This is a genomic window from uncultured Nostoc sp. (genome assembly GCF_964245575.1).
Classification (GTDB): domain Bacteria; phylum Cyanobacteriota; class Cyanobacteriia; order Cyanobacteriales; family Nostocaceae; genus Nostoc.
Genome location: NZ_CAXTNP010000041.1, coordinates 1 through 23,007, shown reverse-complemented (window position 1 = coordinate 23,007; position 23,007 = coordinate 1). Strand labels below are relative to the sequence as shown.

The 23,007-nt window shown below is 42.2% G+C and carries 19 protein-coding genes; 10 read left to right on the top strand and 9 right to left on the bottom strand.

All coding sequences use genetic code 11. The features are described 5' to 3' along the window. Window positions 1–160 precede the first annotated feature (160 nt). The 4 genes from ACFFAP_RS09445 (at window position 161) to murI (ending at window position 5,485) form a co-directional block, all read left to right on the top strand. A complete protein-coding gene (locus ACFFAP_RS09445) occupies window positions 161–2,041 on the top strand; it encodes an N-acetylmuramoyl-L-alanine amidase (RefSeq protein ID WP_375510970.1) in 1,881 nt (626 codons plus the stop codon). A gap of 107 nt (window positions 2,042–2,148) precedes the next feature. Continuing rightward, window positions 2,149–2,334 (top strand): hypothetical protein, encoded by a 186-nt coding sequence (locus ACFFAP_RS09440; protein ID WP_375510969.1) that lies wholly within the window; start codon window positions 2,149–2,151, stop codon window positions 2,332–2,334. A 236-nt stretch (window positions 2,335–2,570) separates the two neighbouring features. Beyond that, entirely contained in the window at window positions 2,571–4,490 is a 1,920-nt protein-coding gene (locus ACFFAP_RS09435) for an N-acetylmuramoyl-L-alanine amidase (RefSeq protein WP_375510968.1), read from the top strand. 128 nt (window positions 4,491–4,618) lie between these two features. Beyond that, the gene (gene murI, locus ACFFAP_RS09430; RefSeq protein WP_375510967.1) at window positions 4,619–5,485 is read left to right on the top strand and encodes a glutamate racemase; all 867 of its coding nucleotides are present in this window, start codon (window positions 4,619–4,621) and stop codon (window positions 5,483–5,485) included. Window positions 5,486–5,565: 80 nt separating this feature from the next. Here the strand turns inward: murI and ACFFAP_RS09425 are convergent, their stop codons facing one another. Then, a complete protein-coding gene (locus ACFFAP_RS09425; RefSeq protein ID WP_375510982.1) occupies window positions 5,566–5,718 on the bottom strand; it encodes a hypothetical protein in 153 nt (50 codons plus the stop codon). Between the two features lie 969 nt (window positions 5,719–6,687). On the opposite strand from ACFFAP_RS09425, the gene sds reads away from it, so the two are divergent. Beyond that, entirely contained in the window at window positions 6,688–7,659 is a 972-nt protein-coding gene (gene sds / locus ACFFAP_RS09420) for a solanesyl diphosphate synthase (protein ID WP_375510966.1), read from the top strand. Window positions 7,660–7,962: 303 nt separating this feature from the next. Here the strand turns inward: sds and ACFFAP_RS09415 are convergent, their stop codons facing one another. Next, window positions 7,963–8,436: a hypothetical protein gene (locus ACFFAP_RS09415; protein ID WP_375510965.1), complete on the bottom strand. Its 474-nt coding sequence runs from the start codon at window positions 8,434–8,436 to the stop codon at window positions 7,963–7,965. 204 nt (window positions 8,437–8,640) lie between these two features. Between ACFFAP_RS09415 and hetZ the strand changes: the two genes are divergently transcribed. The 3 genes from hetZ to ACFFAP_RS09400 all read left to right on the top strand — a co-directional run bounded on the left by hetZ (window position 8,641) and on the right by ACFFAP_RS09400 (window position 13,778). Beyond that, on the top strand, window positions 8,641–9,846 hold the full coding sequence (gene hetZ / locus ACFFAP_RS09410; RefSeq protein ID WP_375510964.1) for a heterocyst differentiation protein HetZ: 1,206 nt from the start codon (window positions 8,641–8,643) through the stop codon (window positions 9,844–9,846). Continuing rightward, the gene (locus tag ACFFAP_RS09405; protein ID WP_375510963.1) at window positions 9,839–10,816 is read left to right on the top strand and encodes a PatU; all 978 of its coding nucleotides are present in this window, start codon (window positions 9,839–9,841) and stop codon (window positions 10,814–10,816) included. Before hetZ ends, ACFFAP_RS09405 begins: the two co-directional genes overlap by 8 nt. Before the next feature lie 667 nt (window positions 10,817–11,483). Beyond that, window positions 11,484–13,778, top strand: a complete 2,295-nt coding sequence (locus tag ACFFAP_RS09400) for a DUF3488 and DUF4129 domain-containing transglutaminase family protein (protein WP_375510962.1) — start codon at window positions 11,484–11,486, stop codon at window positions 13,776–13,778. Between the two features lie 22 nt (window positions 13,779–13,800). On the opposite strand, the gene ACFFAP_RS09395 is transcribed toward ACFFAP_RS09400, so the two are convergent. From ACFFAP_RS09395 to ACFFAP_RS09385, 3 genes are all read right to left on the bottom strand, one after another. Further along, entirely contained in the window at window positions 13,801–14,151 is a 351-nt protein-coding gene (locus tag ACFFAP_RS09395; protein ID WP_375510961.1) for a DUF5615 family PIN-like protein, read from the bottom strand. 8 nt (window positions 14,152–14,159) lie between these two features. Then, a complete protein-coding gene (locus tag ACFFAP_RS09390; protein ID WP_375510960.1) occupies window positions 14,160–14,489 on the bottom strand; it encodes a DUF433 domain-containing protein in 330 nt (109 codons plus the stop codon). Between the two features lie 150 nt (window positions 14,490–14,639). Continuing rightward, window positions 14,640–15,320 (bottom strand): uracil-DNA glycosylase family protein, encoded by a 681-nt coding sequence (locus tag ACFFAP_RS09385; RefSeq protein ID WP_375510959.1) that lies wholly within the window; start codon window positions 15,318–15,320, stop codon window positions 14,640–14,642. Window positions 15,321–15,512: 192 nt separating this feature from the next. On the opposite strand from ACFFAP_RS09385, the gene ACFFAP_RS09380 reads away from it, so the two are divergent. Then, window positions 15,513–16,211 carry a phosphoribosyltransferase gene (locus ACFFAP_RS09380; protein WP_375510958.1) on the top strand — a complete coding sequence of 233 codons (699 nt, stop codon included), beginning with the start codon at window positions 15,513–15,515 and terminating at the stop codon, window positions 16,209–16,211. A gap of 150 nt (window positions 16,212–16,361) precedes the next feature. On the opposite strand, the gene ACFFAP_RS09375 is transcribed toward ACFFAP_RS09380, so the two are convergent. The 3 genes from ACFFAP_RS09375 to ACFFAP_RS09365 all read right to left on the bottom strand — a co-directional run bounded on the left by ACFFAP_RS09375 (window position 16,362) and on the right by ACFFAP_RS09365 (window position 19,678). Beyond that, the gene (locus ACFFAP_RS09375; RefSeq protein ID WP_375510957.1) at window positions 16,362–17,462 is read right to left on the bottom strand and encodes a tetratricopeptide repeat protein; all 1,101 of its coding nucleotides are present in this window, start codon (window positions 17,460–17,462) and stop codon (window positions 16,362–16,364) included. An 822-nt stretch (window positions 17,463–18,284) separates the two neighbouring features. Further along, complete coding sequence (locus ACFFAP_RS09370; protein WP_375510956.1) at window positions 18,285–19,127, bottom strand: cyanophycinase; 843 nt, start codon at window positions 19,125–19,127, stop codon at window positions 18,285–18,287. A gap of 347 nt (window positions 19,128–19,474) precedes the next feature. Then, entirely contained in the window at window positions 19,475–19,678 is a 204-nt protein-coding gene (locus ACFFAP_RS09365) for a hypothetical protein (protein WP_375510955.1), read from the bottom strand. Between the two features lie 319 nt (window positions 19,679–19,997). Here ACFFAP_RS09365 and ACFFAP_RS09360 point away from each other — a divergent pair, with 319 nt between their 5' ends. Beyond that, the gene (locus ACFFAP_RS09360; protein ID WP_375510954.1) at window positions 19,998–21,908 is read left to right on the top strand and encodes an acetate--CoA ligase family protein; all 1,911 of its coding nucleotides are present in this window, start codon (window positions 19,998–20,000) and stop codon (window positions 21,906–21,908) included. 554 nt (window positions 21,909–22,462) lie between these two features. Here ACFFAP_RS09360 and ACFFAP_RS09355 read toward each other — a convergent pair. Beyond that, window positions 22,463–23,007: tetratricopeptide repeat protein (locus tag ACFFAP_RS09355; RefSeq protein WP_375510953.1), on the bottom strand; the 545-nt coding region annotated here is incomplete at its 5' end.

The following is a 23,007-nucleotide window of genomic DNA, read 5'->3' as shown; positions in this document are numbered from 1 at the left end:
CCCAATATGAAACCTGGTAACTGATTTAAGCGCGTCTTTATACCAGCTTAAAAAATTAGAAAAGGCATCAGAGGTCAAGTTTAGGTGGTGACGGTGTGATGATTTACCAATGAGTTGAGATATTGAAGGCTCCCATGAACGTGAATTAGGAGAAAGAACTGTGAAATTACACTGGTTACTACCCAGCACTATTGGAACTATCTTCATGCTATCGTCGCCGGTAATGGCTGCGAGACTTGAATCTTGGCGATTTGATGCCAATCAAAACAGGCTGGAAATTAATACTGTAGGAGCAGTTCAACCCCAGGCACAACTAATTTTCAACCCAACTCGGCTGGTAATTGATTTGCCAGGAACTACATTTGGGCGTCCGCAGCTAACCCAACAGGTGGGCGGTGGAATTCGCTCGATCCGGGTTGGGCAGTTTGATGCAGAAACAACCCGTATAGTTGTCGAACTGACTCCTGGTTATACTTTAGACGCCAAACGAGTGCAATTTGTAGGTACAACTGGCGATCGCTGGAGGGTGCAATTACCTAGACCAGAAGTTGATAGAGTAGCCTCTTCTCCCAGAACTGCTTACACTGTTGTTACCCCAAACTCTGAGCCGCAACCTAGTATTTCAAGGGTTGCCACTACTACAAGAGGGGCGACTCAAATTGAGAACTTACAAGTAACAGGTGATGGGTTGTTCATTCGCACCAGTGGTGGTGGTAATCCTCCGATTCGGCTAATTCGGAGCCGCGATCGCGCTACCATCTTCATGGACATCTCTGATGCATCTTTATCACCACGTCTGGCACAACAGAATAATATCCCTGTTAACAAACATGGTGTTAGCCGTGTCGAATTCACCCAACTACAAAGCCAACCTCCTGGCGTTCGCCTGACTTTACGGGTAGATAAAAATAGCCCCGACTGGCAAGCAACTAATAGTAACGGCGCTGGTTTAGTGGTTCTTCCTAGTCGCGTTGTCAGATTGCCTGGAAATAATAATTTTGACAATCAGTCACAACCACTCTCCTTACCTAACAGATTACCTACTAACAACTCCCCAGCAACAATTGAGTCTGTACAACTGGCTAATAATGGCAGAGAACTGCTAATTAGAGGCGACCAAACTTTATCTGCCACGGGAATCTGGGATAGATCCTTAGGTCAGTTCCGCGTCACAATTACCAATGCCAAGTTAGCTCCCAGAGTCACAGGCCCGACTTTTGCTCCCAATAGCCCCATTCTTCGGGTACGTCTGCAACCCCAACAACCCAACACTGTCGTTGTTTTAGTTCAACCAGCAGCCGGAGTGCAACTTGGGCAACCCCAGCAAATTGGCGACCAGCTTTTGATACCAATACAAGGCTCTCGTCGAGTTGTCGCCCTCCCCGGAAGACCCCCCTTTGCTTTACCTGGGCTACCACCACCAAACCGGGGGCCATTTCCAGACCCAAACAATCACAATCCCCAGCCCCTAACACAACCACAACGCCGAATTACCAATGGGCGAGTGGTAGTTATTATTGACCCCGGACATGGCGGCAAAGACTCTGGAGCGCTTGGTATTGGGGGGGCACGCGAAAAGGATGTTATCTTGCCTATTGGTAAGAGACTTGCTGAGATTTTGCAGCAACATGGTGTACAAGTAATTATGACTAGGGATTCTGACTATTTTGTTACCCTTCCAGGACGGGTGCAATTAGCAGAACGAGCTAATGCTGATGTGTTCGTTAGCATCCACGCTAATTCAGCAGGTGCGAGTCGTCCCGATGTTAATGGCTTGGAAGTCTATTATTACGATAGCGGTCTGGGTCTAGCTCGCATTGTCCGCAGTAGCATTCTTCAAAGTATTAGTACTCTCAAAGACAGGGGAGTGCGGCGAGCCAGATTTTATGTTCTCAGAAAAAGTTCTATGCCTTCCATTCTCGTGGAAACGGGTTATATGACTGGTCGAGAGGATATGGCTAGGCTCAGAACCTCAGCTTACCAAAATAAAATGGCAGAAGCGATCGCTCGTGGCGTTCTTCAGTATCTAAAGAGAAGATAAGTGATTTAGTCGAAATTATTGAGTAAATACATCTAATCTTTCCCATTTTTATCCAATTTAGTAGTAAACAATTTAAGTATTTTTGCGGCGGGATAGGAGTAGCTTCTTTGTTCTTGTCATTTGATGATTTGCAAGCCAAGCAATTTTGGATTTTGGATTTTGGACTTGGACTTCACTCAGTCGAACGATTTTGGATTAACCCCACTGATAAAGGGATGGGGGTTGAGAATTTTAAATTTTCGATGATGGAATTATTTCACGCCACAAGAGGTGTTAGTGTATCAAAGCGTTAGTCCGCCATGAACCAAAAATAAAAAAATCTAAAATTAGGAATCTAAAATCTAAAATGGACAGTCAAATTTATATAGGCTCATGGCATGGCAAAATCAAAGGAGCGTGCTATATTTTACGCCATTAGCTGTGTCTTAATAACAGCGCAAAACTCAAGTGTGCGCGATGACGGTGTGAGGATTTGCCAATATGTTGAAATGTTGACGGCTCCCATGAATGTGAATTAGGAGAAAGGACTGTGAAATTACACTGGTTACTATCCAGTACTATTGGAACTATCTTCATGCTGTCGTCGCCGGCAATGGCCGCGAGACTCCAATCTTGGCGTTTTGATACCAACCAAAATCGTCTGGAAATTAATACTTCGGGGGATGTTCAACCTCAAGCACAATTAATTTTTAACCCCACTCGTTTGGTAATTGATTTGCCAGGAACTACATTTGGGCGTCCGCAGCTAACCCAATCGGTGGGCGGTGCAATTCGCGCTATCCGTGTTGGGCAGTTTGACGAACAAACAACGCGCATAGTCGTTGAACTGACTCCTGGTTATACTCTTGACCCCAAGGGAGTACAATTTGTTGGCACAACTGGCGAATCTCCTGCGGGGACACTTGGTGAACGCTGGATGGTACAATTACCTACGCCAGTAGCTGAGAATGTCCCCTCAAATACTGGGGGGCAACAAGAACAAGCTATAGCAACACAGACTTCACCGAGAACATCTCCACCAGTGTTCTCCCAAAGAAATATTTACAACGTGGTGACAGCAAACCCTGTTAATCCGTCTAAAAACGGAATGCTTGCTGCCAGAGTTACTCAAATTGAGAACTTACAAGTCACAGGCGATGGTTTTTTCATCCGCACCAATGGTGGTAATCCTCAGATTCAGGTAAATCGTAGCAACGATCAAAGGGCAGTTAACATCGATATTACTGGCGCTACTTTATCACCAAATCTAGGGCAGCGCGATTTGCCGATTAATCGCTATGGTGTTAGCCGCATTCAGTTCAACCAATTACAAACAAGCCCATCTGTTGTTCGTATAACTTTACAGGTGGACGAAAATAGTCAAAATTGGCGGGCAACAACTAGCAGTATTGGTGGTTTTATAGTTCTTCCCAGTCGTGGCGTTGCCCAGTTGCCTGGAGGTAATAGTCCAAATCCAATACCATCTACTAACACCTCACTTGCTACCATTGAGTCTGTGCAATTGGCTGGTAATGGCACACAACTGCTGATTAGAGGCGACCAAGCTTTATCTGCTACAGGAGGCTGGGATAGAACTTCTGGTCTGTTCCGCATCACCATCAACAATGCTCGGTTAGCTGCCAAAGTTACAGGCCCGACTTTTAATGCTAATAGCCCTATCCTGCGGGTTCGCCTGCAACCACAAGAATCCAATACTGTCGTCGTCTTGGTTCAACCAGCAGCCGGAGTACAAATTGGGGAACTCAATCAGGTTGGCGACCAGCTTTTGGCTTTAGAATTACAACGCTCTGGTAGCGTTACACCCCCGATTGGTTTACCTCCTCTGCCATCGCCAAACCTAAGTCAATTCCCAAACCCCACAGATAATCCTCGTCCTATCTCCCAGCCACAGCCGCGCCCCTCGGTTCCCAGAGGGAAATTACTAGTTGTGATTGACCCAGGACATGGTGGAAAAGACTCAGGTGCCCCAGGTCTAGGCGGACTTTTAGAAAAGGACGTAATCCTGCCTATTGGTAAAAGGGTAGCAGCAATTTTAGAGCAAAATGGTGTACAGGCGGTACTCACACGGGATGCTGACTTTTTCGTAGAACTTCAGGGACGGGTAGAAATTGCCGAGCGAGTTAATGCGACTGCGTTTGTCAGCATTCACGCTAATTCGGTTGATAATCGCCCTGATGTTAATGGCTTAGAAGTATATTATTATGATAGCGGTTATGCTCTGGCTGAAGTAGTTCGCAATACCATCCTCCAGAACATCGGTACAATCAAAAACCGGGGAACCCGCAAAGCCAGATTCTACGTCCTCAGGAAAAGCTCTATGCCCTCGATTTTAGTAGAAACAGGTTATATGACTGGTCGAGAAGACAATCCCAGATTGGGAACACCAGAGTATCAAAATCAGATGGCAGAAGCGATCGCTCGTGGCATCCTAAAATACTTACAGCGTTAATATAGTACAAATTACTAATTAAAAGGTGGTATTTATACTTTTTTAACATCCAGAATTTAGTGGTCAAATTGTAGATTGTCTGCTAAATTCTGTATCTTAAATCCCAAAACCTAAATTTATATCTGCCTGTGTATTCATCTTCGATCTTTGAAGCGAATCTTGACAATTTTTCTGCTCAAGAACCACAACGTGCCCCAATTGGCATCTTTGATAGTGGTGTGGGTGGACTGACTGTACTGCGACAACTATATCGGCAACTCCCCAATGAATCAATTGTTTACTTTGGGGATACAGCTCGAGTTCCATATGGTATCCGCTCACAAGCAGAAATTGTACAATTTATGCGTGAAATCCTCACCTGGATAGAAAAGCAGGGTGTGAAAATGGTTGTTATGGCTTGTAACACCAGTTCGGCACTAGCGCTGGAGACGGTAGGTAAGGAGTTTTCTCTGCCAATCCTTGACATTATCCTACCAGGGGCAAGGGCAGCAGTACAGCAAGGAAGACGTATTGGTGTAATTACCACTCCAGCTACAGCTAAGAGTAATGCTTATAAGCACGCTATACTCGAAATTGATCCTAATGTCCAAGTTTGGCAAGTTGGATGTCCAGAGTTTGTGCCACTCATTGAGCAAAATCGTATTCATGACCCCTATACTGCTGAAGTAGCACGAGCCTACCTAGAACCTTTACTAGAGCAGGAAATTGATACCTTAGTCTACGGTTGTACTCATTATCCCCACCTTACACCTGTACTGCGATCGCTCCTCCCCTCCCATGTCCAACTGATTGACCCAGCTGTTCATGTCGTAGCAGCTTGTGCCCAAGAGTTAGACTTGCTAGGCTTAAAAAATACCCACCTCCCATTGCCAACTCGCTTCGCCGTTAGCGGTTGTCCTAAACAGTTTTCCCAGTCAGGAGTGCAGTGGCTAGGCTATACCCCAATGGTTGAAGAGGTTTGCTTCACTGATACCGCTATTTCCCAACTCCAATAAAAATAATTAGTCCTTAGTCCTTTAATCAAAACAAATGACCAAAGACTAAGGACTAAGGACAAATGACAAATGACAAATGACTATTGACTATTAACTGATATCTCTTGCTTGTGTTTTCGTTCGCCAGGTGAAGGGAAACTTGTCGGAACAGTCTTTGTACCCGTTCGCTTTGCCAGTGCTAATAACAGGTAAACTGTGAACAAATATCCAGACGCTAAAATAAAAATCATCATAGGTATACTTCCGTAAATCATTGTTCTACTAGCACTTTTCTAAATAAATATAAAATTCCATAAAATTAGTAGAACCTTAGCCAAGCAAGTACTTTCTTGATGGCTGTAGTCTCCTATGGTAAAATTATCTATAAAGATAAAATTCTCTACAGATAAATAATTAATTGTCTAATACGGCTTCTTGCAGACCATAGATCCCACAGCAGTTAGATTGCTAAAAGGCAATTTAAAACTATGATTCTTTGCGGTCTACTTGATCTGCTTTATTTTTGATCACATTGCTGTGAAAGGAGCAATGCTTGCGCTCAACGTGCGCTGAAGACGTGTAGCGGCTTCCCATAGGGATATCGCATAGCTCCAAACCAGGAGTTTCGCGGATCGTAGGAAAAATAAAAGGAATTATTTCCTTAATTTTAAGCTACGACTGATTATTTTAGACTTACATCACTGACACAGTAAAATCAACTACTAGGTGACTTACTTTTGGGGTGTAAATATCTGAAAAATTTTAAATTCCTATATTTTAGCGTAACACAACAATCTGAAATTTTGAGATGACTCGACTACTAAATTTCAAGTTTTTTGAATAGCTACACTTCAGTCCTGAAGAAATTTAGTCTGACTCGTTGCTAAACTATTAAAATAAAATTTATTTTGTCAATAGGCAATATTGCTTAATTTCTGTTTTGATCTGTGGCGGGAAAGGTCTACCGGGAAACTACTTAATATAATTATTAGCTGATATTTATTCCCATGTACTTATAACTCATGTTTTAAGTTACTTAAAACATGATTTACCAATAATTAGGCATAATTGCTTATTGACAAATACACTATTAACCTTAAATATCACCTATAGACTCCTGAAAATGGGATTAGCTTATGAAAACTTTGCGCTGGCACAGGGTTATCTTAAAATGAGTGTAGGATATGTAAACTTTCGTAACCTAAGTCAGAGTCCGCCCATCCATGACCCCAGCCACCTCCCTGTTTACCCCTGTGGAAGCAGACCTGCGACTACTAGCAGATAACCTAAAACAGCTAGTTGGAAATCGCCACCCCATTCTGTTTGCAGCAGCCGAACATTTATTCGGTGCTGGGGGAAAGCGTATCAGACCAGCAATTGTCCTGCTAATATCGCGGGCAACAATGTTAGAACAAGACATTACACCGCGTCATCGCCGCCTAGCTGAGATTACAGAAATGATTCACACAGCTAGCTTGGTACATGACGATGTGGTAGATGAATCAGACGTGAGGCGAGGCGTTCCTACCGTTCATAGTTTGTTCGGTAATCGCATTGCCATATTAGCAGGAGATTTTCTTTTTGCCCAATCGTCCTGGTATTTAGCAAATTTGGACAATTTAGAGGTGGTGAAACTCCTCTCAGAAGTCATTATGGATTTAGCTACTGGGGAGATTCAGCAGGGACTGAATCGTTTTGATGCTGGTATCTCTATTGAAACTTACCTCCAGAAGAGTTATTACAAAACAGCTTCGTTAATCGCTAACAGTTCTAAAGCTGCTGGGTTACTCAGTCAAGTTTCGCGAGAAACTGTTGAGCATTTATATAGCTACGGTCGTCATTTTGGTATAGCATTTCAAATTGTTGACGACATTCTAGATTTCACCAGTACAACAGATACTTTGGGTAAACCAGTGGGGTCGGATCTTAAAAGTGGTAATCTGACTGCACCCGTTTTATTTGCTTTAACCCAAAAACCATCCTTGGAAGTGCTGATTGAGCGAGAGTTCGCTCAAGAGGAAGATTTAGAGCAAGCACTAGCACTAATTCAAGATAGTCAAGGCATACAGCAGGCGCGAGAGTTAGCTGCTCACCATGCTAAGTTAGCAATTGAACATCTTGAAGTTCTCCCACCCTCAGAATCCCACCAGGCATTGATTAACATAGCTGAGTACACACTGAGCCGTCTTTTTTAAATCATTTACCAGTTAACAGGTAAAAAATGGGACTTTAGACCCCAAGCCAAACCTTCCACCTGTTATTAGGTGGGGAAATTTTGCTTAATGGTCAGCTAAATTTGGAAAAATGTTCACTGATAACTGTTTGTTAAACAATTTTAGATTACGCAGAAAATTAAGCCGATGGCTTGCTTCTTTAAACAACTAGAAGGTTAGTAACTGGCATTAATTTATTTTCATCAAAAACTTTTTCAAACAAATTTGAGATTTAAAATTTTGGATGTGGGATTGTATCTAAAAAATCCCACATCCAAGTTTTTTCTATGCAATATCAGGGGGTATCTGTTTAGGCGATCGCTGTTGTCGTAGCTGTTGTTGCATGAGTTTCTCTAGGTCAGTTCGCCGAATTTCAACGGTATGAGTGGTCTTACCCGGCGTCTCCAAAAAAATGATGCTATCTACGGGTTCCAATGCCACCAATTGGAACAAAATATGGGTGACAGGGATAATTTTAGCTAGCATTTGAGGGTCAAGCCCAGCAGGGGAAATTAGAGAGACATCCTGTATGGTAGGGAAAGCGTAAACAACGCACTTTTCCAATCCTGGATTAGTAAGATTGCTCAATGTAGTTAAAACCCAGCTTGACTCTGAATTTTGGAGAATATAGTACTGGGAGTGACGTAATTTTTGAGCGATCGCTCTAAGAGCAGGAGCAATTGCTGCAATCAGATTTGGTGTTATACCATCGCGGGGTGCATTGTCAATCAGCAATTGAATTTGTGTTTCTAAATCCATAATGACTTGTATACGGCTCCTGGGTAATGGCAATAACATCTATCAAAGTGTGAACAATCCCATCGAAGTTGGGAATAATAAAATCATCCACATTCTCAATGTAGGATTGGTCTGCGTTTAGCTTATACGTAAAATCAAAAAAGCCAATACCCACAGTCGTACAGGTTGTATTTAAATACTTAGGGTCTTTTGAAAACCGAGACTATGAATTCAGCCGCAACCGCAACTATTCCATCTGCAAATATTCTGGGAGAAAATTCTAAAGGCGTGGAGGTGATCTTTCAACTCCTGTCCAGGGAGTTTCAACAATCAACCAAAGCTTCGGAACAGAATTGCCACGATGTAGCAACACGTATTACCACCGAAGTATATCGGATTTGCCATGAAAGCAAACGTATTCAAGCTTCTGGGTCTGTAGAAAGCTCGGCGATGACCCTGGCTCGGCATCGGCTACAACAGTGTCTCAGGTACTATCAGTTGGGTTCAAATCGGGGCAGGGTAGAATTACACAGTACTTTGAGTGCAATTATTTATCGATACATTAATCCGCCTCAGAAGCAATTGAGTTATCAAGGGCGACTGACTATAATTGAAGATTTTTTACAAAGTTTTTATCTGGAGGCATTAAACGCTTTCCGGCGAGAAAATCAACTTGATGCTACTTATCGCCCTCAGACGCTTCTAGAATTGTCCGAGTACATGGCATTTACCGAACGCTACGGCAAGCGACGCATTCCCTTACCAGGCCGTCAGCAGCAGCTAATTATCTTGCGGGCGCAAACTTTTTCTCAACAGCAGCCCCCAGAAACCAGCGTAGATATAGAACAAGCCGCAGAAGGCAGCAATAGTGAAGCCGATGGTTGTTGGGAAGAACCAGCAGTGCATCAATTACGTTCCACAATGGCAACGCAAGCCGAACCTGAACCTGAAGAAGATACTTTGCGTTCCGTTGTGGTTACAGAATTAATGAATTATCTCGAAGAACGGCAACAATCTGACTGTGCTGATTACTTTTCCCTCCGCCTCCAGGATCTATCAGCACAGGAAATTGAGTCGGTTTTAGGTTTAACCCCTCGTCAGAGAGATTACTTACAGCAGCGCTTCAAGTATCATTTGATTCGGTTTGCTTTATTACACCGTTGGGAATTGGTTCACGAGTGGCTGGAAGCTTCTTTGCACACCAATTTGGGCTTAACTCCCCAGCAATGGCAAGTATATACAGCACAGCTGGACAATAAGCAACGATCTTTACTAGAGTTGAAGCAACAAGGACAAGCCGATGAAAAAATCGCAAAAACTTTAGGGCTGTCAATGGCACAACTTCAAAAACGATGGTTTAAGATTCTTGAGCAAGCTTGGGAAATTCGTAACTCATTAGTGTCCGGATCAGGTGCATCTACTCATGAATAGTGACTCAGAATCCTTACAATCTCAGTGTCTCGGTTGGTTATTGACAGATAATGTCAAAAATAACCACCAATCTGTAGAATGTGAGGAAAATGACGGGGTAAAAAACCTCCACAATGAAGCTACTACTTCAAAAAGCAGTCAGCCAAAATTGGGAGGAACGCCCCAGACCTTTCAATTGGGAGAAATTCCTACTGTGCTAGATCGTTTCCAATCTGTCCTTAAGCATCGCTTACAAATCCAAGCCCAAGACCACCCACCTTTATTTCCTTGGGAAACACAATTAATCGAATATCCCGACTTTATTGATGAGCCATCAATGACGCTCGTTCCTACCTGGGGGTGGATGGTACAACAGTCGAAGTTGAACCTGCCGCTTCCCTTACCGGAAAGAGTTTTTCAGCAATTGCTGGAACAATGTCAGGCGTTGGTGACATCTTCAGTACCTCTGGGAGCAAAATTAGTTCAAGTGGTGGAGAACTTTTTTCCCAACGAGTCTCAAGCACTGAACGATATCGCGGGATTGGTGCTAAGAAGCACCTATCGGTCTGTAAGTACTCTGGAGACAATGCCCAATATTCAGAGCGATTATTCAGATTTACAACCGCGTCAACAAATGGCTTTGTCCTTGCTGGCGGCTAAACAACTGCTGGAAAATCTAACTCTACCACTTTCAGCAACTAGTCCGGTGGTAGAAAGACAATGGCTAACCACTGTCGGTAATTTGAACATTAGAGTAGAGTATCAGTCTGTAGGTAAACTTACGAAGTTACTTGTTCAGGCTGAGTTACCTGTTAAAGGAACTTTGACACTTCGCAAAAGTGGCACTTTAGCAATGGCAACATCTTCGACTCCAGGATACTTAAGTGTAGAGTTAGGTTGCGAACAACTTAACCCAACTTATACTCTGGAAGTTGAGTTTCCAGAAATAGACGAACAGCCGCTTTTATTTGTCATTAATCCCACTGTGTAACCTTAATTGCCACCGCTAGTACGTAATGCCGAATATCTTAAGGTAACTATTGTCTAGCTGTTGCCTTGGGGCTTTTTCTATCTCTAGATACTACTTACAACAGGGTGCTTACTTATATTTAAGTGTGATTACAGGTAAGCAGTGGGTGTAAACTCACCCTCCATCCCATAATTGATTTTTTGTGGGTACTCGTCAGTCTACTGGGTTACTAGCAAAGCCTGGGAAACGAGTTAGTTTCTTGTGTTGTGCTGATTTCGCCTTTGTTTTACCAAGCCACTAATTTTTCACAACGAATTTATTCGGTAGGGTTGTTTTTTTATACAAAATTATGTTCACACTTGGCGTTACAATTTGCGGTAACGTTATATCATGTTTGCTTGATTACTTATCAAACCCCAAGAACCTCAACCCCCTGCCCGCTCTTCGAGAGCTTGCTCTGACATACCTCATGTAATTAGGAAACGCTATAAAGTCAATTTTTTTAACATTTGAAACTCCTGCGAGGAATTTAACTTTTAAAATACGCACTAAACCTTCATAGATGCATCAAGGCAGGATAAGAAAGCTTCTTTTAACGGGAATACTTTAAAGTAGGGCGAACAGTTTCGTCCTCAGCATTGTTTCCGTGGAATTTTCACTTAGACTCGAAATGCTTAACTTATCCAATATGAATCGGTTTTGGCGTGTCTCTGTAGGTAATTTATGGCAGCAAAATTCGCAGCGATCGCCTTTGATAGAGGTGGAAGATTCAATTTCCTTACGGGTACTGGTACTAGCGTTGGTTGTTTTGGGAATTGTGGCGACGGATATCGCCGCCGAAACTTCATTCAGCTTTTGGGCATTACCCCTAAGTGTATTGGGTGCGATTTGGAGTTACTATCGTCGCCGGGATGCCAATGTTGCAGTTAAGTTTTGTATCGCTATCGGAATGTTGGTAGCACTGGGTGCTTTCTTTGGGCGGTTAGTAGGAGAGTTGAATGATACGCGGTTGGGTTTGGCAGAGTTATTAATTCAACTCCAGGTGTTACATAGCTTTGATACACCCCGCCGGAAAAATTTGGGCTATTCGATTGTTATAGGACTGATTTTATTGGGTGTGGCGGCAACGTTAAGTCAGACTTTCGCATTTGCACCTGTGTTGCTGTTATTTTTAGCGATTGCTCTGCCCACTTTAGTATTAGATTATCGCTCCCGCTTGGGTTTGCAACCATTAAAAACTCAAAAGGAAAAATTCAATCAGAAGAATTCCTCAACTCTTAATTTTAAATTTTTAATTCTGAATTTTTTGCTAATTGTCGGTCTAGGACTGGCAATTTTTGCTGTTTTACCCAGATTTCCTGGCTATCAGTTACGGAATTTTCCTGTAAGTTCTGCTATTCCAATAAAAGGTAATTTCACCGGACGTAGTATCATTAATCCTGGTTATGTCCGCCAAGGTAAAGGTGATGATCAAGGCGGTGGTACGGGACAAAATCAAACTGGTGAACCAGGTAAAGTAGATAATAACTTTTATTACGGTTTTAATAGCCAAATTAACCAAAACCTGCGGGGCGAGATGAAACCGAAAGTTGTGATGCGGGTGCGATCGCAAGCTGAGGGTTTTTGGCGAGTTCTAGGATTTGACCGTTATACGGGTAAGGGATGGGAAGTTTCCCGTAATGAAGATGTTACAACAATCAAGCGATCGCCTTGGTCTTACCAAATCTTCTTAAACCGACCTCTGATTACTGGTAAAACCCAAGAGATAGTACAAACTTATACAGTAGTGGCGGATTTGCCTAACCTAATTCCGGCGATGGCTTATCCCAAAGAGATTTACTTTCCAACACCAATGATCGCGGTTGATAAAGAAGACGGATTGCGATCGCCTGTGGAATTATCTGAAGGACTCACCTACACAGTAGTTTCTGAAGTGCCATACCGCGATCGCACTAAATTAGGTGAAGCTTCTACTAAATATCCACGAGATATTAAACAGCATTATCTGCAAATTCCTCCCGAAATTGCCGAAAAAGTTCGACAACGTACCGAAGAAATTCTCGCTAACTACAGTCGGGAAGGGGTAACAAAGTCTTCTAAAAGCCTAAATTCACCGTATGAAAAGGCTCTCTACTTAGCTCAATATTTAAAGCAACGTTACTCTCTTCCCCAAAATCCCTTAGATTTGCCTTATTTTGGAGAAAAAGATGACTTAGTAGAAGCTTTTTTATTCAAATATAAAGGCGGTTATCCAGACCACTTCTCAACAGTTCTCACGGTAATGTTGCGTTCCATTGGCATCCCAGCCCGGTTGGTAGCAGGGTTTAGTGCAGGAGAATTTAATCCATTTACAGGGCTATATGTTGTCCGTAATACTGACGCTTATGCGATGACGGAAGTATATTTTCCTAAATATGGCTGGTTTGCCTTTGACCCGATTCCCAATCATCCCCTCATACCTCCATCAGTGGAAGATACTCAGACTTTTAGTGTGTTGCGTCAGTTGTGGCATTGGGTTGCTGGGTGGTTGCCTTCTCCAGTGACAGGTTTGTTGAATAATGTATTTGAGACAATATTTAAGTGGGTGATTGGAGCGATCGCTTGGTTTTTCGCTTTATTCTCTCAAGGTTGGTTTGGCGTATTGACTGGCTTAATCTTGACAATTACAGCAGCTTTCTTTGGTTGGCTGGGTTGGGGACAGTGGCGAGAGTGGCGCAATCGTCGATGGTTAAAGAAATTGCCAGCAATGGAGAGCCTTTATCAACAAATGCTGCAATGGACAACCCAAAAAGGTTTAGGTAAGCATCCAGCACAAACACCTTTAGAGTATGCCAGAGTCTCATATCAGCATCATGCCCCAGCAACTGCTGAGGTAATAGATGAGATTAGCCAAGCCTATGTTAGTTGGCGTTATGGTGGTCATCCTCCTAATTTGAAGCAATTACGAGAAAGATGGCAAGGTATAAAAAAGACTGCTAAGTAATTCAAGACTTCGTATAAATTACTCATAAAGGTAGATAGAGTACAACTCCCTGCCATTCTGCTTGCTTACTAAAATCAACAAGTAGCAGCAATTCATCAATCGCCTGTCTAATTGGCATCCGGTCATTAACTACAAATAATCCTGACACCAGCTTTCCCGTTATTAATCGCTCGTAAGCAAAGTCTGGCATTGTTGCACGGTCATGGGTTAAAACAATGCGTTCATTGGTTGCTGCCCAATCTAGAATCGCTGGATCGTCTACTTCCCGTAAACCAACATCTTGAACCCGAAGTAAATCAAGATTGGGTTGACGCAGAAATAGCCCTCGAATGATATCGCCATTAAAGTTTTCATCGCTTAACAAGCTCAACATAACCACTTTTAAGATTGTTGTTGAGCCAATAAGCGAGAACGAATGAGACTCAAATCAGGTTGAACACTGGACAAACGTTGCTGTACAGATTCAGCTAACTGTTCTCTATGATTAAGGTAGGATTTTACAGCGTTTTGATGCCGAAGATAGTAACCAATGGTGCTGTAAACATCTGACAATGATAGGGTCGAGTACCTTTGGACAATAGACTCAGGGGATGCGCCATCCTGAAAAGCTCGGATTACGACCTCTAGCAAAACTCTTGAATTGCCAACTCGAATTGCTCCAGTTTCATCTTCTCGGAGAGGAGGCATTTCACGCTCTAAAACGAAGCTCATGGGCTAATTTCCCTGAATGACTGGATGTAATAGTAACTTCGTTTTGGTCACTACACTTCTGGTTATACCCTGGTTATTCCAATTTTAAATTACTTTCTCACAGTGGATAATCTAAAATCTAAAATCCAAAATTGAGTCATTAGATGTTTATTAGCTGTTATTTTGGATTTCGTCTAACTTGGCACGCACTGCTTGGATATCCTGCCACATCAACCATTTAGGCGCACCTCTTTCTTTAGAAGGGTTACGCAACAAGTAGGAAGGATGAAAAATTGGCATACATGAACGCCCTTCCCACTCCAGCCACTGTCCGCGAATTTTCGTAATCCCCCGCTTATCGCCAGTGATGCCTTTGACAGCAGTTGCACCTGTTAACAGGATTATTTTGGGGTCAACTAGGCGAATTTGTTCTAATAAGTAGGGTAAACAAGCCGCCACTTCTACAGGAGTAGGAACTCTATTATCTGGTGGGCGACATTTGTTGATATTGGCAATATATACATCATGCTCTGTACTCAGATTTACAGATGCCAAAATTTTCTCTAGTAACTGCCCCGATCTGCCTACAAATGGTAAGCCGGTTTCGTCTTCATTTTGACCAGGCGCTTCTCCTATAACCATAATTGGTGCTTTAAGATTACCGCGTCCGACGACAGCATGAGTTCGAGTGTCTCCCAATGGACAACGATGACAGCTATTACAATGCTGTGCCAACTGCGTCATATCAGAATAAGTTCCCGGAGCGATCGCAATTTTAGCGTCTGTGGGAATCAGTTCTCGTTGGTTAAGGGTTGAGTCGTCGAAGAGGCTGAGTTGGGTTTCGCTGCTCATGAAAATTAGGATTTTGGTATCAGCAGCGTCTGTCTTATCTGAGTTAAATACTGCTCTGGTTGGAGATTTATCAGAATTAATAGACTTTTGCTGAATACTTAATTATTTATACAAATCTTATTGTATCAGTTAATTTGAGACAAAATTCAGTCATCATAAAAGCAGTACTGTCCTAACATGCTGGGGGAAACCATGTCACATACCCCACTTTTTGCCGATCGCACCCATGCGGGTGAGGAATTGGCGCGAGTGATTCATGATGTTTTGACTCAGCAAACTATTGATTCTGGGGTAAAGCCTGTACCAATTGTTTATGCTTTGCCAAGAGGGGGTGTCCCATTAGCAGCACCAATAGCCCGTCTTTTGGATTGTCCGTTGACAATTGTTGTGGCGAAAAAGATTAGCCATCCAGAAAATCCAGAGTTAGCAATTGGTGCAGTGACTACTTTTGGAAATGTTCTTTGGACTGATCAAAAGCTATTTCGCCCTAAACATGATGCGCGGTGGCGGGAAGTAGCTTTAAATAAAGCGATAAACCAAGCTAAGTCTCTTGAGGCTCTATTAATTCCTGCTTGTCCGCAGGTGAATGCAGAGGATGCGACGCTCATCTTAGTTGATGATGGCATTGCTACAGGTATGACTATAGCGGTAGCGGCAACTGCTCTCAAAACACTTTCTCCAGCAGCAGTTTGGCTATGTACTCCAGTAGCGCCACAAACATTGCTACCTTGGTTAGAACAGTGGGGCGATCGCACAATTGTCTTGAAAACACCGGAACCCTTTTGGAGTGTGAGTAATTTTTATGCGGAATTTCCCCAAGTAGATACATTAGAAGTTCTTGGATATCTTCAGCAACAAAAGACAATCGGAGAAATTGACCTATGCGAGTAATTTGAAATTATTAACTAATTATTAACTAATTATTAACTATTAATTATTCCCTCTCTTATTTTTCAACGATTTTTGGGCGTTTTTGTCAAGAAAACTAATGGCATCAGCAAGTTTTATGGCTCTTTATAAATCCCCATTACAAATTACGAATTACGAATTATTTGAAGATGTTCCTTGGTGATATTGCATAGCTTTGGCATAATCACCCAAGGCATAGCAAGCAGTTTTCAGACGTTCAAGAGCTTCTTCTTCACTGCGTCGATCTTTGATAGTTCTAGCTAACAGCAAACGTTCTTCATAATACTTAATGGCTTTGTTATAGTCACCCAAAGCTTCACAAGCAACTCCTAAGTTACCTAAAGACTGTTCCTCGCTACGCTTGTCTTGAATTTCTCTAGCTAATTGCAACCGTTCTTCATAATACTTAATGGCTATAGGATAATCACCTAAGGCATAACAAGCATTCCCTAAATTCTTTAGCACCTGAGAAGTACTGCGAACATGGTTTAAGGAACGTGCTAGTACTACACACTGCTCATAATAGGCGATCGCTTTTGGGTAATTGTCCAAAGCATACCAAGCATTACCCAAATTCTTGAGTACTTGTTCCTCGCCCCAGTTATCTTTGAGTTCCCGGACAATTTCTAGGCTTTGGTGCTGATACTCAATTGCCTGTGTAAAGTTGCCCGAAGCTTTATACACCAATCCCAAATTATTCAGTGCTGCTACTTGACTACGTTTGTCTTGCAGCTGTTGCGTTATTTTTAAACACTTTTCTAAAAATTCAATAGCCTTGTTATGGTCATTTAGATGACGGTATGCATTCCCTAAATGGGAAAGTGCTTGCATCTGCAATGCTAAATCTGAGTTCTTATTCAGCAAAGACAGACACTGTTCGGAGTAGGAGATAGCACCTTTGTAGTCTCCAGCAGTGTAAGTTACCAATCCTAAAAAAGAAAGTGCCTGTGCCTGTTTTTGCAAATCCCCAACTGCCTGAAACAGCCCCAAGGATTGTTGTAAGGACTTCAACGCCGCTATTAATTCACCAGCTTGCTGCTGTTGAATTCCTTGCCGTAGTAGCTTGGATGCTTCCGATATGTCGTCACTTTCGTGTATAGGTAGTATTTCTGCTTGTGAACCAGAGTCAAATTCATGGGTAATTGTATTACGCTTCACTGATTTTAAGTATGTTATGGGTAATTGCAGGGGAACTGTACTTTTCAATCTGTTATTCCATTCGCCTTTAGACATCAACCCTTTCCTGTTAAGTCTGGTGCTAAATCTAGTGTTCCCAAAACCAGGATGTATCTTTCATCAGGTTGGTTTGGTTTAGCACAACGTAGGTTAAGTAAACGTGATCCAATTTCACAATGATATAAATACGCTGGTAGGGGCATGGCAATGCCTATAAGTCAATACGCTTGGGTTAAGGCTAAAAGTCTGTTACCAAAGTCAATTTTTTAACGAACCGCCTTCGCGCAGCGTCTCGTTAGAGAAGGCGCAGAGTACGCAGAGAGAAGAAAGAGATGCTTAACTGAACTGTATTGGCCTATAAGTGTCAATAAAAGCCTATAAGACGCAATTTACCGTAGTTTTAAATCCCTCAACTTCCGATTGGGGGCACAAGATTCTAGTTCCCCCCAATTTATCGGGGGTTAGGGGGGATCTAAAATTTAGGTGGTACATCGAATTTACAAATGCTTATCAGACTAGGCTTTCACCTGAAGTTGACACCAATGGGCAATGCCATGCCCCTACGATAAATCTATATGTATCAGGATTTTCGTGAATTGGTATAAGAGTCTATCAATGAAGCGATCGCTTCGCTATTGAATCGTTGATCGAGGCTTTCAGTAGCCGAAGTGTCACACAGAATTTAATTCTGAATTCTGGCTCCTGACTCCTGAATTCTGTTTTGTTAACAACAAATCCCCCCTTTCCTGCTGAAAATGCGGGGCTATGTCCGCTATTTCTGAGAGTACTTGGGAGGATATTCAAGAAATAAATGTCAGTAATCTACAATTATTAATTATTGACTCAATTTAAACGCACCTGCTAAAAGTTAGGTGTTGTTCAACCAACAGCTACAGACATATTTGCCACAGAGCCATTATTTAGGATAGGCTGGCGGGTTTTCAAGTCAAATTTGAAGCCATGTGGCAAAATATGAAGCTTTGCTCCGCAAATCGCCAAAGACTCATCCTTCAAAATTTCGTCCATATTGTTGTATGTAGCCTCTGATTCATCAACAATCGTAACCGCACCTTGACCAATCACTTCAATTTGGTTATCTGTCACGACCATAGCGGTATTCTCGTCAATACCGAATCCCAAAACAGCAGGCTGTAGTATCAAAGCTGAAATTAAGCGTCCCAAGCGTCCGCGCTGGGAAAAATGCTGGTCAATTACCACTCCTGGTAGAAAACCAAGACCGGGGCCCATTTCAACAGTTTCAATCCGAGGATGTGTTTCTGAGTCGCCTTCCACAATCATTACGTCTGGCATTACGGCAGCTCCGGCACTTGTACCTGCGATAACTACACCTTCAGAGAATCGTTGATGAATCGCCGTATCTATTTCGGTGTCCTTGAGAATGCTAGTGATGCGAGCTTGATCTCCTCCAGTAAAAAATACCCCAGTTGCTTTATGAATTGCTTCCAATGCGGTAGATGAAGATGCATCTTCACGGGTTTCTGTATCAATAATGCGAACATTCTCCGCTCCAAGTCGCTTAAAAACTCTAATATAATTTTCTCCCACTTCTCTTGGTAATTCTGTCGCCGCCGTCATAATTACAATGTGCGCCTTCGTACCTCCAGCACGCCGCACAAAGTCCCGCAGAATTATGGAATCTCCATCCTTGTCTTCAGCTCCCCCAATAATTACCAACTGCCGTTTGATATTAGTCTGTACCATGATGCCCCCTGACTTGAATTAATAAATCTCACTAAACCATGACAATTAAAATTATACAAGCATCCCTTTGGTAGATTACCTTATAGAAGGTAGTATTGATATTTGCGTAGACGCAAAGCGGCTTGTCGTTAGACATCGCAACGAAACCAAAAAATTTTTTCAAAAAATTACATGAAAAATAACCATCCTTATTAACTTTCGTTGACTTAATAAAAGCCATAGCAGCGATTGCCTCTAGAGTTATTTTCTAAAGGCATTACTAATTGCCGATTAAAAATTTATCGTGCAATTATTTAATAATTGGTATTAACCCTAGCTGGGTGCAATTAGATATCGGATGGTAAGTCCTAATGAATGCGACTTCTGTAAAGCAAGTTAGTTAAGAAAAAACGTGCTTGTTCTAGTGGGAGATGCCTGGGTTTGCCTTGGTAGACAATTTGATACTCATCCATGTCTGGGCCATCACCATGCCCAGAGATCAGCTTTTGGTGAAAAGCTTCCTCAGCAAGTTCTCGAATTTCATCTCTTAGAGCAGCTTCTGTGCTATTCATACTTTGCTGTCTTTTCAATACCGCACGTTCATTTATACAAATTTTTGGCTGGGTGTTGCACCTTTCAAAGGTTATATATTTGACTATTCAAGAGGATGAATTGACAGTACTTTTTTCTTTGCTGAGGTAGGGGGGGTTTAAATTATGCCTTGAGATAGTTGAAAATGCTTACTAATAGGTTTAGTCTGGGTTCTGATTAGGTCAATGGCTTTGCCATCACGCTCTACAATTAATGTGAATCAATTTACAATCAATAAGTCTGAGTAACCAGAACTCAGCATCTAAAATCTCAGGGTGTTTAGCCAAAGGTTCGTAATCAATGGTTCTACAAAAAAGCAGTGATTTAGTCCGCATTAATGCTAGAAGAACGGATGTATTCGATATTTTCAACTTCAAGCATTATATTGGGCCTAACCCCTATTTAGATATAGGGGCGCTAGTATTTGACTTTGCTCTAGTTGAGTCTAGAGAGCGTTTGCCCATTGAAAATTATATTGCAAGGATTGGCGATCGCTATCCAAATCTGGGCAGCCAAAGCTACGAATCTTATGCTCATCTATTTGCCCAAGTTGTGTCCGAAGTCGGAAAACTGGATATGGATTTGCACCTTAACCGTTGGAGTGTCAAGCCATATCCAGATTTCGTGCGGATTAGCGTCCAATCACTACATGAACGCACAACTAGAGAGGTAGCTTATTTTGTTTGGGATTGGTTTGAAGCTATTACCCAAGATGAAGACTTTAACTTTGATGAACAGTTAGTGAGGCTGCAAAATAAATTCCGCGCCTCTGCCTATGGTGGCCCCACGGTTTACGCCCTATTGCGAACAGCCTACGAAAAAGGTATTCCCGCCTTTTATTTGTGGGAAGAAGGATTAATGCAATACGGCTTAGGAAAAAAACATGTCCGGGGGGTAGCAACAACATTTAACTGTGATAGCCATCTAGATTCGGAGTTTACCACCCGCAAAGATGACTGTAAGGCATTTTTAAAAACCTTGGGTTTTCCAGTTCCTGAAGGCGATATCGTCTTTTCTGAAAAGGAAGCCTTGGCAGCAGGAAGACAAATTGGTTACCCAGTGGCAGTTAAGCCAGTGGTAGGCCACAAAGGAATTGGCGTTACGGCTGACGTGCAGGACTCAAAAGAACTTGCAGCTGCTTATAATAGGGCACTGGCAGCGATTCCCGAAGATCAGCTAACTCGGATAATTGTTGAGAAAAGTATTTCCGGATCAGATTTTCGTTTGTTGTGTGTCAATGGCAGATTTGTCGCCGCCACAGAACGCCGTCCAGCATCGGTTGTTGGTGATGGCTATTTAACGCTTGCAGAATTAATCCGCTTAGAGAACCGGAAACCTGCACGCTTAGACACGCCTACCTCGCCGATGAGTAAAATTCAGATAGATGAAGCGATGGAACTCTATTTAGAGGAACAGCGCTTATCATTGGACAGCGTGATTGAGAAGGGGCGCACTGTTTACCTGCGTAAAGTCGCCAATCTTTCAGCCGGAGGTATGAGCATCGATGCAACGCACACGGTTCATGATGACAATATTATCTTGGCGCAAGATATTGCCCAACACTTCCAGTTGACTTGCCTTGGTATTGATGTCATTACGAAAAGTCTCTCAGAATCTTGGAAATCCAGTAACTTTGCTATCTTGGAAATCAACGCTGCACCAGGTGTTTTAATGCATCTTAAACCTTCTGTTGGTGAAAGCGTTGATGTGCCTTCTTATATCTTAGAAACCTTTTTTGAGTCGGGTACAGATTCTAGGATACCGATTATTACCTTTAATAAAATCTCAGTTGAAGAACTGCAAGCAACAATTGACCATATCCTTTTGCAAAATCCCAACTGGAGAATAGGCGCTATTTGTCGTAATGCAGTTTTTGTGAATCGCTCCAAAAAAGTATTAAGCAAAAATTACAACAGCAATGTCCAAACTTTGCTGCGTCATCCAAAACTTGATTTGCTGATTGCCGAGTATGCGGAAGATATCCTAGATGAAGAGGGTATGTTTTACCGCAGTAGTAATATGGTAGTTTTGGATAATCCCACCGAAACTGAGATGATGTTGGTGCGGGATGTCTTCGATGACTCGACTGTGGTGATTAGAAAAGGCAACGACATTTCCATCCGTCGCAAAGGGTTGATTGAAGATTATTCTTTGGGTGAAGATGAACCATTTACGCGGGTTTATTTGAAAGAAACTGGAGCAATTTTGTGACCTAAGTTGTGAGGTAGAAAAACCCCACCCCCAACCCCCTCCCCGCTCTTCCAGAGGGGGCTATGATGTAACTCATCTGATTAGGAAAAGCTATATATCCCGGACAACTTTTACTAAGTCGGGGATATGGACAGGGAGAATTTTCACAAATGAGATAGGACAATACGCTTGGGTTAAAGCTAAAACTTTTTGTTAAAGTCAATTTTTTTAACGAACCGCCTTTCCTTCGGAACGCTTTGCGAACGCGCAGCGTCTCGTTAGAGAAGGACGCAAAGGACGCAAAGAGAAAGAAGAAATGCTTAACCCAAGCGTATTGTATTATAGGACTCATATTTGATTGCGTGAAAAAAACTCAGTACACCTTTATTCTTTTTTCCCAGTAAAGAGTCCCCAGTCCCCAGCGATGCACTGAGCTTGTCCTGAGCGTAGCCGAAGGGCGCAGTCGTTGTGTCCCCAGTAAAAAGTCTCTACGAGTAATTCAGGAATCAAATCGGATTGCTATATATGAGTTTCAGGTAGCTAAAAATTGCTATTTATCCGAATTAATCGATTTTTTAGAAGTTTAAAATATCTAATGATTCTTCTATTTCTAAGTCTAATATTTTTTCTCGTGTATCTTTGAGTGCTTCTAGCTTGCCTTCTTGACGATAGATGTCTGCCGCTTTTTGAAAATCTTCAATTGCTCCCTGTTTATCTGCTATTTCTAAACGGATATTGCCACGATTGTAATAAGCATCTGCATAATTTGAATTAATCTGGATTGCCTGAGTATAATCTTCAATTGCTCCTTCAAAATCTTCTAAATCTGAACGAGCATTACCACGGTTGTAATAAGCATCTGCATAATTTGAATTAATCTGTATTGCCTGAGTATAATCTTCAATCGCTCCTTCAAAATCTCCTAAATCTGAACGAGCATTACCACGTTTTTTATAAGCTATAGCATCTTTAGGATTAATCTTGATTGCTTGGGGAAATCCCGGTTGAGAGCCTAATAAATAACGAGCAATCCCACGGTTTTTATAAGCATCTGCATAATGGGGGTTAATTTTAATAGCCTGAGTATAATCCTCAATTGCTCCTTGGTTATCTCCTACAT